Source organism: Oceanobacillus sp. FSL H7-0719 (genome assembly GCF_045040795.1).
Taxonomy (GTDB): Bacteria; Bacillota; Bacilli; order Bacillales; family Amphibacillaceae; genus Oceanobacillus.
In genome coordinates, this window is record NZ_CP150301.1 from 3,082,305 (window position 1) to 3,095,058 (window position 12,754).

Below are 12,754 nucleotides of genomic sequence, written 5' to 3' on the forward strand. Positions count from 1 at the left end.
AGAAACAGGATTTTATATGGAAGACGGAGAAGAGGTAATAAAGCTGTTGAAAGGGCCAGTTTTTAGGGAAAATCCAATTTTAAAACAAATTGGTATTGTATTTATCCCCGTGAGTAACATAGGGAAAGCGAGAGAATGGTACTGCGATATTTTGGGAATAAAAACAGGCGGGGAAATTCAATTTGGTCATCTTTACGTTATACCAATGGAAGGCACAGGGATTGTGCTGGAGAGTAAGATTTATTCAGAGGATAAAATATTCAAGTCCCCAGAATTCCGCTCCGACACGAAAAATACAAAATGAAAATGAATCTATAACCGAGATACATTAAACTACATGTACAGGCCGCAGGGCCAAGTCGTATAAGGGGATGGTGTAAACATTATTGATAATCGGGCCATTTTAGGGAGAAAGAGAGATAGATAGGAGGGGAAAACTTGAGAATTAGCAAGACAGTGGTCATCTTTCATTTCGTTCTCAGTGGAATTATTGCAATTTTAGTCACAGTATTTTTTGCTTCTGGAGCGATTGGAGAGAATTATACAAACAGTATCTTTGTAGCGCCAATATTTTTTCTGATTATTGTGTTTTGGCTGGCTGGTGTATTGTTCCTTGTTTTCAAAAGTTATCAGACATCGATAAAAATGATGTGGCTTTCTATACCATTAGGGATGTTAATTGCTTTTCCGATAGCAGCGGTTCTATAATTTCTATTAGCAATTAGGAACGTGCAGGAAATGATATGAATGATCCTCTCAAATATTAGTGTCCATTTGAGAGAATCATTCATTTTTAAATGTTTGCTGCAGAGTATCAAGACCAATCAGTGGTGATGGTGATGTCCAGGTGCTTCTCCTTTTACCTTGCATAAGATTGAGTTATCATGCAGGTGTGCAGATGTTTCCAGTTGAATCGTCATATGGTGAATGTTTTGATGTTCAAGGTCATGTTCAATTTGACGAAGCATTTGTTCACTTTCAGCTATCGACATTTGATCAGCGACAACAGCATGGCAAGAGAGTGCATTTAGTCCGCTTGTAATCGACCAGATGTGTAAATCATGAACAGCCTGAATCCCTTGTGTGTTTTGGAGCGTCTGAATCACTTTGTCTACATCGACATTTTGTGGTGCCCCTTCCATTAGGATATGGAGTCCAGACTTCGTAACGTAGTAGCCGCTTCGTAATACGAGTGCAGCCACAATAACACTCGCAAGTGGATCTGCCCAGCCCCAATCAAAGAATAAGATGAGCAGTGCAGCGATAATGGCACCAATAGAACCAAGCATATCGCTAATCACATGCAAATAGGCGCCACGCATATTTAGATTTTCCTCTACATCTCCGCCACGTATCATAATCCATGCAACAATAATATTGACTACTAATCCAATGGAAGCAATGATCAGCATTCCTGTTGAAGCAACTTCAGGCGGATTTTGGAATCGCTGAATTGCCTCATAAAAGATGTATATTGCAATTAATACGAGTGTCACACCGTTCAGGACAGCCGCTAATATTTCAAATCGTTTATATCCGTATGTTTTACTATAGTTAGCGGCCTTTTCCCCAAGTGTAAATGCTAAAACTGCCACCCCAAGCGATATGGAGTCACTTAACATATGTCCTGCATCAGATAATAATGCCAGGCTATTTGTAACGAACCCTCCAATTGCCTCTACGAACATATAACCTGTAATAATAATAAAACTTATCATTAGTATCTTTTTATTTGCACCATGTGTATGGTCATGTCCATGATCGTGTCCCAATTAGAGTACCCTCCTAAATTAATGATGTGCAGCATGCTCGATTGCTTGCTTGAGCAGATTCATAACGTGAACGTCATCTTCTGAATAATACAACGTTGTTCCCGCTCTCCTGTATTTGACTAATCTTAAATTCTTCAAAAAACGCAGCTGATGGGAGACACTCGATTGGCTTAAATTTAACGTCTCGGCTATTTCATTGACGGGATGCTCCCCTGTGCAAAGTAAATTTAAAATGCGAATTCTTGTTGGGTCACTTAATGCTTTAAATGTTTGCGAAACAACGAAAAGTGTCTCTTCATCTAAATCTTGTCCTGTATCATTAAATAATTCTCCAAGTTTTTTCTCTTCACTCATTATTTTCCCCCCTTGCAACACATCGTATGTGAGTATATGAGTATATGTTCATGTATATGCTAACGTTTCCTGTATTAAATGTCAAACAGAAGGAATTTGCCCCTCTCATCTACTATTCACCTTCGAAGTAAAAATAAACAAAGGATGAATACGGAAAAATGCAATTTGTTTTCCGGCGTAGTCCGCAGTGTTTAGGAGAAGGATGGGAAGGGAAGTTTACAATATAACTGCTCGTGATAACAAAGAAATAGTCCTGTATCCAATTAAAGAAATAAGATGCTTTTATTCAGCTTTCTCAAGGTCTTAAATCGTCTTGGATAACTGTTGTCCAGATAATTTGAACGACTGCCTCATAAAAGTTATTGCAGGAGTATTTCTGCATGAAAAGTCATAGAATGTGAAAGAATGAAAATAGTGTTCCCTGAGCGAATGGATGCTTACAGAGTGGTTTATAGAAAACAGCATAACTGATGGCATAATTATGGCTGTTTTGATAAAAGAAAGGATGTTCAACTGTGGAGCAAAAAGTGAAGTTCTTATTAAGTGTTTTTATATTGATATTCGGAATTGTATTATCAGCTTGTGCTGAAAGTAATGAGACAGTTCCTGAAGACAATACAGTTACAGAGAGTGATTCAGAGGAAAATAAGGATATAAATGATGCAGAGTCTGATACCGCAGAAGAGGGAATGGATCACTCAGAAATGAATCATTCAAGTTCAGGTGAAGTGCCAGAGGATTTAGCTGTGGCAGATAATCCGACATATCCAGTTGGAAGCCAAGCACTCATGCACGCCAAGCATATGCCAGGCATGGAGGGTGCAACAGCAACAATAACAGGCGCTTTCGAAACAACTGTTTATTCTGTTACCTATACACCAACGGATGGTGGAGAGCCTGTTGAGAATCATAAATGGGTTATTCATGAGGAAATTGAAGACAGTGGAGAAGATCTAGTTGAACCAGGAGAGGAAGCGGTATTAAATGCAGACCATATGCAAGGAATGGATGGAGCTGCGGCTGCTATAGATTCGGCTGAACAGACAACTGTATATATGGTGAATTTTAAGGATACCGAGACTGGCGAAGAAGTAGAAAACCATAAATGGGTGACAGAAGCTGAACTGAGTCTACAGGAAAAGTAAATGGAGGCAAGTTGCTAGTTAGCTCCCATGCTTCCCCTTTTGGATAACTTGTTTTATCTAAAGGGGGATTTCTCCTGCAAATCGAATGTGATAATTAATAATGCTGACTTTCACGCTTAGATTTAATAAAATAAGAAATAACATGTTACACTGAATTAGTACAAATCGATAGCTTTTAAATATAGGGAAAGGCGGCATACGATGAAATCATTTTTTCGAACACTATATTCGATTCTCTTATTTGGCGCTGGAATCTTACACTTCGTCCGCGAACGAGGGTTCCGCAGAGCCGTACCAAAACAATTGCCTTTCAAACGAGCAATCGTTCTCGTTACAGGTATTTTTGAAATGATTTTTTCAGTCTTGCTTTGGGTTAAAAAAGGACAGCAAATCACGGGAAAACTATTAGCTCTCTTTATGGTCGCTGTTTTTCCGGCAAATGTGTATATGGCTGTGAATAAAATTTCATTTCAGCCGGGCAAACAGGCGAATCCTTGGATACTATGGCTGCGTTTGCCTTTACAGATTCCGTTGATTATTGGAGCATTAAAGTTAGGAAGAAGATAAGGGGTGGGCTAATTGCTTGTTAGCCATCCTGTTTTTTTAGTTTTTTCATAAACCCTGATGTATAAAATATTACCCGAAAAATGAATTTTATGTTTAAATAAGAAAATGCAGTATATACAAACTAGAAGGTTGGAAGAAGGAAAGTAAATGAATACTAGCACAAGTAAGAGAGGAATAATACTAACTAAAAAAATATTACGTGGATTAGCAGTTGCTATTGGAGCTTTTATAACAGCATATGGACTGGAGTCTGTGCTTATCCCAAACAATGTTTCTGACGGAGGAGTGACGGGTCTCAGTATTGTTGGCTCACAGCTGTTCGGACTGCCGCTAGGAGTTTTAATTGCACTGTTAAATATCCCGTTTGTATTTCTGGGATATAAGCAGATCGGTAAAAGCTTTGCGATTTACTCTATAATTGGGATTGCTGCACTGGCATTTGCTACAAGCATTATGCATCACATCCCAATTATTGTTCAGGGAGATACATTATTAATAACCGTTGTCGGAGGTATTATTATCGGCTTTGGGATGGGACTGGCATTGCGAAATGGCGGAGCATTAGATGGTATTGACATGCTGGCAGTATTACTTGCCCGAAAATTGCCTTTTGGAACAAGCGACCTTATTTTATTTTTAAATTTATTCGTTTTTATCGTCGTTTCAACAGTTTTTGGACTGCAAGGTGCTTTCTTATCAGGAATTGCTTATTTTATTGCTTCTAAGGTAATTCATATTGTTGAGGAAGGTTTGAGTGGTTCTAAAACATATAAAATAATAACGAGCGAGCCGGAAAAAATGGTGGAAACAATTCGTGATCGTTTAGGCCGCAACGCAACTTATAATTTGGTTGAAGGCGGCTATACAAATGAAAAGTTTAAAGAAATTACCTGTATCATTAATCGCTTAGAAGATAGTAAAATGAAGGAAATCATTTCCGAAATTGACAAACATGCATTTATTGCCGTGTATGATGTAGCAGAAGTTAAAGGTGGCAATTTTGGGAAAAAAGATATTCATTAATAAGAAAATCATATAGCGTCCGACTAGCTGAAATGTAAAGGAGGAGCAGCAGTCATGGCTAAACATCGAATCTATACAATGAGTGTTGCAAAAGTATATCCGCATTATGTTACGAAAGCAGAGAAAAAAGGGCGCACAAAGTCAGAAGTTGATGAAATTATTCGCTGGTTAACAGGATACAGCCAGGAAAAGTTAGAAGTTCAACTGGAGAATGAGACAGACTTTGAGACCTTTTTTGTGGAAGCTCCCCGCATGAATCCTTCACGGAACTTGATTAAAGGTGTAGTCTGCGGTGTTAGGGTAGAAGATATCGAGGAACCAATAATGCAGGAAATACGTTATCTGGATAAGCTGATCGATGAGTTAGCAAAAGGAAAAGCGATGGAGAAGATTTTGCGTAAATAACGTTTTATAAATAGGATTATCTAAATGAAGAGTCAGCAGTTTCCAATACTTTTGGGAGTTGCTGATTTTTTATTTGGCAAACTTAAATTCTGCACTATGGAATTCAGAATATTTATGTTAGACTAAATTTTAAAATGCCAGGCATCCATTTTATACAGAACCCGGGATTTTCAGCAATGGATGAGGATGACTAGATAGGAGGTTATATATGGGGAAACCTGCAATCCGAATGTATAAAGATTCAAGTGATTTAAAACGCATGCAGAAGCTTACACAAATTTTATGGACACTGGAGTCGAACTTTCACATAGGCGATTTGGCTTGGCAGCGTCATTTACATGTTGGACGTGAGGGTGATTGGATTACTGCGATTTGGGAAGTGGATAATCAACCAGTGGCTTGGGGCTGGATTAGACTGCCTGGCAGTTTAACATTTCAAGTTAATCCCAGTTATTCTGAATTATCGAAGGATGTCATTGATTGGTTTGATAAAATGACTGCAGCGAATGAACAAAAAGTAACTGTTTTGGAAAAGGAGTCTCATCTTATTTCAGCTTTAGAAGAAGCATCATTCACTCCCTTAGCAGAAAATCCTGAAGTACTCTCAAAGATTTCATTGGATAGTTTTCCTTTCTCTGTTGAGCTGCCAGATGAGTTTAAAGGACGACATATCAAAGGTTCTGAGGATGCAGCAAATCGGGTCGCAGTACATCGAGCTGCCTTTCATCCTTCAAATGTTACAGAAGAAAGTTACTTAAACGTGATGAATACGTATCCTTATGATGCATCTTTAGATTGGGTAATTGAAGCTCCAAATGGTGAGTTGGCAGCATTTTGTTTAATTTGGTTTGATGAAGTAAATAAAGTGGGATTATTGGAACCTGTAGGAACAGCCCCGGGATATAGGAGGATGGGATTAGCCAGCTCTGTTTGTAAGCTGGCACTCCATGCGTTGCGTGAAAAAGGGGCGGAAACTGCAATTGTAGTTTGTGTTACCCCGGAGACATATGAGTTTTACAAGTCTCTTGGATTTGAATCATATGCCAAAACCAAATCATTTCATCGGTTTAATAACACAAAACATAACCCTTCAATAGGCAGTTAAAGACTAATGAGGCAAGGATTAAATTAAATTTAAAGATTTCATTATACCTAAAGAATCCATCTTATTTAATGGATTCTTTTTTACTTAACTGGATTCCATACTAACTATTTTCCCGAATTATTTATAAAAGTGAGGGACTAGTATACTGATAAATAAAATATAGAATTATGTATAAAATTGGTATTGTCAAGACAGACAATAAAGTCGTCAAAAAGGTGCCCATAGCAGCGTAATTCATATCCCCACCATACTTTTGTGCATATAGAGCAATTGTTGAAGCAGAGGGCATCCCGGAAACAAGCACTGCGGTTGCCAGTATCGAAAAAGGCAAGGAAAAAAGTATAAGCGGAAATAATAATAATGGGATGAGCAGTAATTTAACAACTGTAATTAGCCACAAAGTTTTATTCTTTAAAAGAGAAAAGTTAGTCAGGCTCATGTTTGCAATTAATGCACCTATCAGAAGCATAGAAAGCGGGACAGTTGTGCTCCCAACACTTTGAAAAATAGCGGATAGTACGGCTGGCCAATGAATAGGGAGAATAAAGATACACAGTCCAATGAGAGTGGAAAGTATGCCAGGATTGAAAAATATCTTTTTCCATTGAACATATTCCTTTTTTCCGACAAAGAGATAAATACCATATGTCCAAATTAAGATAAGATAAGGCAAATTAAAAAGGGTGACGTACAATGCTCCCTTATCTGGGAAAAGACTGGATATTAAAGCAAAGCCCATAAAACCTTGATTTCCGAAAATAATGAGACCTTCAAAAACACTATGTTGATTTTCAGGCAAACGCAACATGTTTCTTATGAATAATGCGAGTCCGCATGAAAGGATTAATATAAGTGCAGATATAGGAATTAACCAAAATAACTGCCCATCCATTTTCATATTAGAAGGCTGATCCATGGAGTAGAGAATTAAAAATGGCAAGGTTAAAGATAATATAAGTTGAGTCAAAACTTCAATGGAATGCTCGTTAAGAATCTCTTTTTTTCTAATTAAGAATCCAATAATTCCAATCGCATATAATACAAGCATTTCTTGAAAAAACACCATCAAGCTCAAGCGTCATCACCTCTCCCAATAGGATATGAAAAGAGTTAACGGCTGGTGACGTTTACATGTATTTTTTTAAGCTTAAAGAGATTAGGTATATCCTTAGCCTTTTTACTAAGCACGCGAGGATGCCGGATGGTAGTCAGATAATAAAACTTTTCAGCCAATATGATTGAACCATTCATATTTTTTGCCAGTATACAAATACTATTATTACTATTGCTAAAGGAGTGCATGAGGTTGAGCCAAGCAGAAATCAAAGAAAGTATAAAGAGAATCCTTAATGAAAGTCATATTGGTACAATGGCAACAGTAAAAGGTAATAAGCCACATTCCAGGTATATGACTTTTTTTAATAGAGATTTGGTTTTATATACACCTACAGACAAGAATGCGGATAAAACAGAGGAAATTGAAGCTAATCCATACACACATATTATTATTGGATATGAAGGAGATGGATTTGGCGATGCATATGTGGAGTATCAGGGAAAAGTGACATTTAATCATTCGGATGAGTTGAAAAAAGAACTTTGGAATGACAAAATGAATATTTATTTTGATGGTCCTGAAGATCCTGATTATATGTTACTCGAGGTTCAGCCTATTGCTATACGGTTAATGAATAAAAAAGGGGAATCACCTTTGGAGTTAGAGAGTATAAAAGAATAGATAGACTGCAGAACAACAAGACTAAGTTATTATGAATTGGCATAGTTATATGCAAGCTAAGAAATCTTGAAGAGATAGTGAAACACCGTAAAAGAGTATCCTTTTACGGCTGCATTTAATGCTGAAACTGTTAACTTCATTCAATCATTGTTATTCCACAAAGTATATAAAAAGTTGAATCTCCGTTTGAGAAGTCAGCCTTTTATATACTTTTCAATTACTGTTAAGTGGCAAGGTAAACCAAAATGTATTGATCTTCTCCTCTGGTTTAATACCAATTCTCCCGTTATGATGTTCAATAATCTCTTTTGAAATAGCTAGTCCTAGTCCAGTTCCGCCTAATTCACGAGATCGTGCATCATCCAACCGGTAAAACCTATCGAATAGCCGCTCGCGTTCTGAACATGGAATTGGCTGACTTGGACCACTAACAGATAGCATATATTCAGATTGAAGCTTTTCACCTTTAATTATAATTCCTTCTTCACCGTCGTAATAGCGTACAGCATTATCAATCAGGTTGCTGATAACCTGTGAAATACCGCCATGATGGATATTTACATACCCAGATTCTATTTGCTCATTCATCTTTATACCTGTTTTCTCCAATGTCCAGTGAAACATTCTCACGCATTGTTCAACTGCTAGTTGGATATCCATTGATTCTTTATCGGAAAGTGTTTTTTTAGAGGCATCATCCCATTCTTTCAGCTGTTCCATCTGTTCCACAAGTTGAATAAGCCGTTTAGATTCTTCATAAAGCGATTGGTATAATTGTTCATCTGCCTCAATAACACCACTTTTCAATGCTTTAAGATAACCATTCAAGTTAGCAAGTGGGGTGCGAAATTCATGAGATAAATCGGATACGATTTTTTTTCGATATTGTTCATTGCGTTGCAGCTGGTTGACAAGATTATTAAAGTGAAGCGACAGTTCCCCGATTTCATCCTTTGTATTTACCTTAACCGGCCGAGGATAATTGCCTTCACTCATTTGTTTAGTTGATTGAATTAACTCCCGTAAAGGAGTGATTAATTTCTTTGTTAAGTAAAAGTGAATCAAACTTCCAATTAATACAGCAGATATACTAAAAATCATTAAATACTGAAAGAGTGTTGTCTCAAATTGTTTTTGATTAAAGACACTTACGGTTATCATTCCGTCCGCTAGCATACATGCCGTATTATAAATTGCCCAGCTGCTTAGGGTGATAAAAGAGGCAATAATAATCAGGTTAACTAGTGTGAGCTGAAATAGAAATTGTTTCGGTACAATTGATTTATCAGATTTACTCCGCATAAAATTTATACCCCATTCCCCTGACAGTCAGAATACGTTTTGGTGAAGAGGGATCCTCTTCGACCTTTTTTCGCAATTTTTTTATATGAGCATCGATGGTGCGATCTAATACACTTTTATCCTCATACGGGTATAATTCCTCGATAAGACTCTCCCTTGATATTACAATATTTGGGTTCTGCATAAAGTAATATAGAAGATTAAATTCATGTTTCGTCAGGTCGACCTGTTTATCAAAAAGGCTTACCTCTCCTTTTCTAGGCTTGATGCAGAGACCTTTATGGGTAATCTTTTGACAAAACTGGCCCGTGCGCCGCAGTACGGCCTCAATATGGGCAATCAGTTCCTCTGGTTCAAACGGCTTTATAAGGTAACCATCTGCACCCATTTTCAAACCATTGATTTTATCTTCTGTACTTGATTTAGCTGACAGCATGATAATGGATACTTCCTGTTGACTTTCTTCCCGAACCCATTTGCAGAAAGTTTCGCCGCTTAGTTTTGGAAGCATTAAATCAAGGATAATCAGACAGGGTTGTTCCAACAAGAAAATTTCTTTTGCCATTTCCCCATCTTCAGCCTCGAAAACTTCATAGCCGTGTTTTTCAAGATAAATACGGATAAGCTGACGAATCATTTTGTCATCTTCTACAACTAATATCGTTTGCTTCACATTATTCACCTCTTTATTACCATATTAGAGGATTAATCCATTTTTTCAAATTCATTGACCATAAGCTGATAATTCATTGCGCCCAATGCTTTATAATGAATAACGCCGTTTGAATCGATCATATAAGTCGTTGGTATAGGCTGAATCATATAAAGCGAAGCGACTTCAATATGTTCGTCTAACAGGATAGGAAAGGTTAAACCATATTCTTGTGTGAAATCTTCTATTTGCTGCATATTTGATTCTGTTTCAGTTAGATTAACTGCCAGGATCGTTATATCTGTATCCTGGTGAAACTTTTCCATATCTGGCATTTCTGTGCGGCATGGTGGACACCACGTTGCCCAGAAATTGAGCATCACGCGACTTCCTCGGTAATCTGACAGCTTTGCTGGTTCCCCGTCCAGAGTTTGCAGCTCGAAGTCAGGGGCTTGATTGCCGACTTCCAAACCAATTTCTCTTTCATCTGCTTGTTTATCCTCGATGGGAGCATTGTCCATGTTTGGTTCATTTGTTGTTGACTTTGAACTGATAAAATCAAAAATCGCCCATCCGAGCATACCTAAAATAATTACGATAATAATCCCTTTTTTCATTATTTCATACCTCCGTGTTCCTATCCAAGTTTTGATAACCAAGTATCTTGCACTAAGTCAAGCAAGAATCCTGAGATAACTGGCATTAATCCGAAAAAGAGTATCATTCCCATGATGACCATAATGATTCCACCTGTTTTCATTATTATTTGGCTATGGCGAACAATCCACCTTGTCGAGCCTATGAAAAAAGTTAAAACAATAAATGGCAATGCAAAGCCCATAACATACATAACGGTGTAAAATATTCCTTGACCCGGATCACTTGCTGCAACTAGAAGAATAGAGCCGAAAATAGGACCAATGCATGGGGTCCAGCCAGCTGCAAACCCGAGTCCAATAAAGAAAGTTCCCAAATACCCAGCACGCTTTTTCGTATAATGGAATCGTTTTTCCTTCATTAAAGCAGGGATGTTTATCCACCCCGCAACAAACAATCCCATGACGATGATGAATATCCCAGCAATGCGCTGTATGAGCAGCCCAGAGTCGCCAATTAAGAGATTTTGCATCCATTGTCCTAAGAGGGAAGCACTTGCCCCTAAACTAATAAAGACGAGTGATACTGCCAATAAAAAGAAGAAAGAATGACTTAATAATTGGCTGCGGATTTTAGTGTTTTGATTTCCTTGTAATACTTTTACGCTTATTCCAGTAATATACGACAGATAGGCTGGGAAAATTGGCAGTACACAAGGAGATAGAAAGGATAAAGCCCCAGCTCCCATTGCTAAAAACATACCACCAATTAATATTGTATCTGTTTCGATTCCACCCATTATTTATCCCTCTTTCTTTGAATGAATAAGATAATCAGAAAACATATGACAAAAAACAATGCGACAGCAACTCGTGTCAGGTTATAGCCAAATACAGTTACAATCGGCTGGAGGAAAAATAATCCGGTCATTCCAGAAGACCAGCCAATCAATAATATGATGACAAGCCTGTGAACAGTTATACGCTCATTTAACGTAAAATATAAGACTAAAAGAATCGTAAGTAAGATCAGGTAGCCTAAAGCAAATGGATTATTATTCCATACTAATTGGATAAATTCAAAGCTGAACGAAGCAACGAGAAATACATGCAAGAATGCTTCCGTAAAAGCCTCACTATCCAGCTTTTTGCGCTTTGCTTTATAGGCAAGCAAGATTGCGATAAAGAGCACGGCCAAATAGAATGCACTTGAATCACTGGGATAAGCTAATATTGCCAAGGGGTCTTTGATAAAAGTGGAAAAGTGAATGATGATCTTCCCCAGCCAAATAAAGATTACAAAGTTGATAAATTGCGAAGTCAATTCCTCGATATTTCTTTTCTTCGTTCCCTTTGAAAGGTTACTTATTATGTAGAAGGAAATAAACCCGGCGGCTATACTCACTACAATAATGCCAATGTCCATTAATTTACTTGCAATTGCCATGTTGCGTTTCCTCCGTTTCGTGTCTCCTCAATATGATAGCTGTCCAATATGAAAATTTGATGAAAATATAACTGCTTTATTTAAAAGGTTTTATAGTAAAAACAGACTGGGACAGATTTAATACCAACCAATTAAAAAACGAATATTATCGAATAAAAAGCTTTTAAAGTTAACTTTTTATAATTGGAAAATGATTCATAGTCGATAGAAAGTGCTAATCACCTTAATTCAGTATATTGCATACTCCCCTGGAAAATTGCAGCCCGAATACACTTCGCTTTCCAGGGGCGGCTGGTGAGCCACTCGTGCTGAAGCACTCGCAGTCTCACCGAGGCCTTTCCTCCCCTAGGAGTCTTCGTGTATTCGGGCTGCTAAGTGTTGAAAATATTATTTTATGTTCTTATTATATTGATACAATAAGAAGAACAATACTTATTAGACTTCAAGTGAAATATGGCTGTGTGTATTTTAAAAAGCAACATTAAAATAATTAACATGCATATCTTCTAATATAATTCAATGAGATAAATCTCTATTTTTTCTGGGAGCATTCCAAATGCCCCGAGACTCCTGCAGGAGGAGAGGCCTAGATGAGACCATGGAGTGCGTCAGCACGGAAGGGGCTCATCAGCCGCCTGCGGAAAGCGA

16 protein-coding genes are annotated in these 12,754 nt (G+C 37.6%); 8 read left to right on the forward strand and 8 right to left on the reverse strand.

Annotated elements, in window-relative coordinates:
* Nucleotides 1-16 precede the first annotated feature (16 nt).
* Entirely contained in the window at nucleotides 17-304 is a 288-nt protein-coding gene (locus NST93_RS15735; RefSeq protein WP_405098631.1) for a VOC family protein, read from the forward strand.
* A gap of 134 nt (nucleotides 305-438) precedes the next feature.
* A complete protein-coding gene (locus NST93_RS15740; protein ID WP_405098633.1) occupies nucleotides 439-708 on the forward strand; it encodes a hypothetical protein in 270 nt (89 codons plus the stop codon).
* Nucleotides 709-824: 116 nt separating this feature from the next.
* Here the strand turns inward: NST93_RS15740 and NST93_RS15745 are convergent, their stop codons facing one another.
* A complete protein-coding gene (locus NST93_RS15745) occupies nucleotides 825-1,772 on the reverse strand; it encodes a cation diffusion facilitator family transporter (protein ID WP_405098635.1) in 948 nt (315 codons plus the stop codon).
* Nucleotides 1,773-1,790: 18 nt separating this feature from the next.
* A complete protein-coding gene (locus NST93_RS15750; protein ID WP_405098637.1) occupies nucleotides 1,791-2,126 on the reverse strand; it encodes an ArsR/SmtB family transcription factor in 336 nt (111 codons plus the stop codon).
* A gap of 515 nt (nucleotides 2,127-2,641) precedes the next feature.
* On the opposite strand from NST93_RS15750, the gene NST93_RS15755 reads away from it, so the two are divergent.
* The 5 genes from NST93_RS15755 to NST93_RS15775 all read left to right on the forward strand — a co-directional run bounded on the left by NST93_RS15755 (nucleotide 2,642) and on the right by NST93_RS15775 (nucleotide 6,371).
* The gene (locus NST93_RS15755) at nucleotides 2,642-3,271 is read left to right on the forward strand and encodes a YdhK family protein (protein ID WP_405098639.1); all 630 of its coding nucleotides are present in this window, start codon (nucleotides 2,642-2,644) and stop codon (nucleotides 3,269-3,271) included.
* 201 nt (nucleotides 3,272-3,472) lie between these two features.
* Nucleotides 3,473-3,838: a hypothetical protein gene (locus NST93_RS15760; protein WP_405098641.1), complete on the forward strand. Its 366-nt coding sequence runs from the start codon at nucleotides 3,473-3,475 to the stop codon at nucleotides 3,836-3,838.
* Between the two features lie 147 nt (nucleotides 3,839-3,985).
* Nucleotides 3,986-4,861 carry a YitT family protein gene (locus tag NST93_RS15765; protein ID WP_405098643.1) on the forward strand — a complete coding sequence of 292 codons (876 nt, stop codon included), beginning with the start codon at nucleotides 3,986-3,988 and terminating at the stop codon, nucleotides 4,859-4,861.
* Nucleotides 4,862-4,915: 54 nt separating this feature from the next.
* On the forward strand, nucleotides 4,916-5,266 hold the full coding sequence (locus NST93_RS15770; protein ID WP_405098645.1) for a DUF2200 domain-containing protein: 351 nt from the start codon (nucleotides 4,916-4,918) through the stop codon (nucleotides 5,264-5,266).
* Nucleotides 5,267-5,474: 208 nt separating this feature from the next.
* Nucleotides 5,475-6,371 carry a GNAT family N-acetyltransferase gene (locus NST93_RS15775; RefSeq protein WP_405098647.1) on the forward strand — a complete coding sequence of 299 codons (897 nt, stop codon included), beginning with the start codon at nucleotides 5,475-5,477 and terminating at the stop codon, nucleotides 6,369-6,371.
* Between the two features lie 121 nt (nucleotides 6,372-6,492).
* Here the strand turns inward: NST93_RS15775 and NST93_RS15780 are convergent, their stop codons facing one another.
* Nucleotides 6,493-7,437 carry an AEC family transporter gene (locus NST93_RS15780; protein WP_405103917.1) on the reverse strand — a complete coding sequence of 315 codons (945 nt, stop codon included), beginning with the start codon at nucleotides 7,435-7,437 and terminating at the stop codon, nucleotides 6,493-6,495.
* Between the two features lie 240 nt (nucleotides 7,438-7,677).
* Here NST93_RS15780 and NST93_RS15785 point away from each other — a divergent pair, with 240 nt between their 5' ends.
* Nucleotides 7,678-8,109, forward strand: a complete 432-nt coding sequence (locus tag NST93_RS15785; protein WP_405098649.1) for a pyridoxamine 5'-phosphate oxidase family protein — start codon at nucleotides 7,678-7,680, stop codon at nucleotides 8,107-8,109.
* 213 nt (nucleotides 8,110-8,322) lie between these two features.
* On the opposite strand, the gene NST93_RS15790 is transcribed toward NST93_RS15785, so the two are convergent.
* The 5 genes from NST93_RS15790 to NST93_RS15810 are packed head-to-tail and all read right to left on the reverse strand — an operon-like array spanning nucleotide 8,323 to nucleotide 12,106.
* Complete coding sequence (locus tag NST93_RS15790; protein WP_405098651.1) at nucleotides 8,323-9,411, reverse strand: sensor histidine kinase; 1,089 nt, start codon at nucleotides 9,409-9,411, stop codon at nucleotides 8,323-8,325.
* Nucleotides 9,401-10,084: a response regulator transcription factor gene (locus NST93_RS15795; protein ID WP_405098653.1), complete on the reverse strand. Its 684-nt coding sequence runs from the start codon at nucleotides 10,082-10,084 to the stop codon at nucleotides 9,401-9,403. The genes NST93_RS15790 and NST93_RS15795 overlap by 11 nt, the downstream gene beginning before the upstream one ends.
* A 32-nt stretch (nucleotides 10,085-10,116) precedes the next feature.
* The gene (locus NST93_RS15800; protein WP_405098655.1) at nucleotides 10,117-10,680 is read right to left on the reverse strand and encodes a peroxiredoxin family protein; all 564 of its coding nucleotides are present in this window, start codon (nucleotides 10,678-10,680) and stop codon (nucleotides 10,117-10,119) included.
* 20 nt (nucleotides 10,681-10,700) lie between these two features.
* Nucleotides 10,701-11,459, reverse strand: coding sequence for a cytochrome c biogenesis CcdA family protein (locus NST93_RS15805; RefSeq protein ID WP_405098657.1), 759 nt, complete (start codon nucleotides 11,457-11,459; stop codon nucleotides 10,701-10,703).
* On the reverse strand, nucleotides 11,459-12,106 hold the full coding sequence (locus tag NST93_RS15810) for a hypothetical protein (protein WP_405098659.1): 648 nt from the start codon (nucleotides 12,104-12,106) through the stop codon (nucleotides 11,459-11,461). The genes NST93_RS15805 and NST93_RS15810 overlap by 1 nt, the downstream gene beginning before the upstream one ends.
* Between the last annotated feature and the right edge of the window lie 648 nt (nucleotides 12,107-12,754).

What these genes read in the sequence shown, in the direction of transcription:
- NST93_RS15735 (WP_405098631.1), top strand. Translation starts at nt 17, where the DNA reads ATGGAAGACGGAGAAGAGGTAATAAAGCTGTTGAAAGGGCCAGTTTTT.
- NST93_RS15750 (WP_405098637.1), bottom strand. Translation starts at nt 2,126, where the DNA reads ATGAGTGAAGAGAAAAAACTTGGAGAATTATTTAATGATACAGGACAA.
- NST93_RS15760 (WP_405098641.1), top strand. Translation starts at nt 3,473, where the DNA reads ATGAAATCATTTTTTCGAACACTATATTCGATTCTCTTATTTGGCGCT.
- NST93_RS15765 (WP_405098643.1), top strand. Translation starts at nt 3,986, where the DNA reads ATGAATACTAGCACAAGTAAGAGAGGAATAATACTAACTAAAAAAATA.
- NST93_RS15770 (WP_405098645.1), top strand. Translation starts at nt 4,916, where the DNA reads ATGGCTAAACATCGAATCTATACAATGAGTGTTGCAAAAGTATATCCG.
- NST93_RS15775 (WP_405098647.1), top strand. Translation starts at nt 5,475, where the DNA reads ATGGGGAAACCTGCAATCCGAATGTATAAAGATTCAAGTGATTTAAAA.
- NST93_RS15780 (WP_405103917.1), bottom strand. Translation starts at nt 7,437, where the DNA reads ATGGTGTTTTTTCAAGAAATGCTTGTATTATATGCGATTGGAATTATT.
- NST93_RS15790 (WP_405098651.1), bottom strand. Translation starts at nt 9,411, where the DNA reads ATGCGGAGTAAATCTGATAAATCAATTGTACCGAAACAATTTCTATTT.
- NST93_RS15800 (WP_405098655.1), bottom strand. Translation starts at nt 10,680, where the DNA reads ATGAAAAAAGGGATTATTATCGTAATTATTTTAGGTATGCTCGGATGG.
- NST93_RS15805 (WP_405098657.1), bottom strand. Translation starts at nt 11,459, where the DNA reads ATGGGTGGAATCGAAACAGATACAATATTAATTGGTGGTATGTTTTTA.
- NST93_RS15810 (WP_405098659.1), bottom strand. Translation starts at nt 12,106, where the DNA reads ATGGCAATTGCAAGTAAATTAATGGACATTGGCATTATTGTAGTGAGT.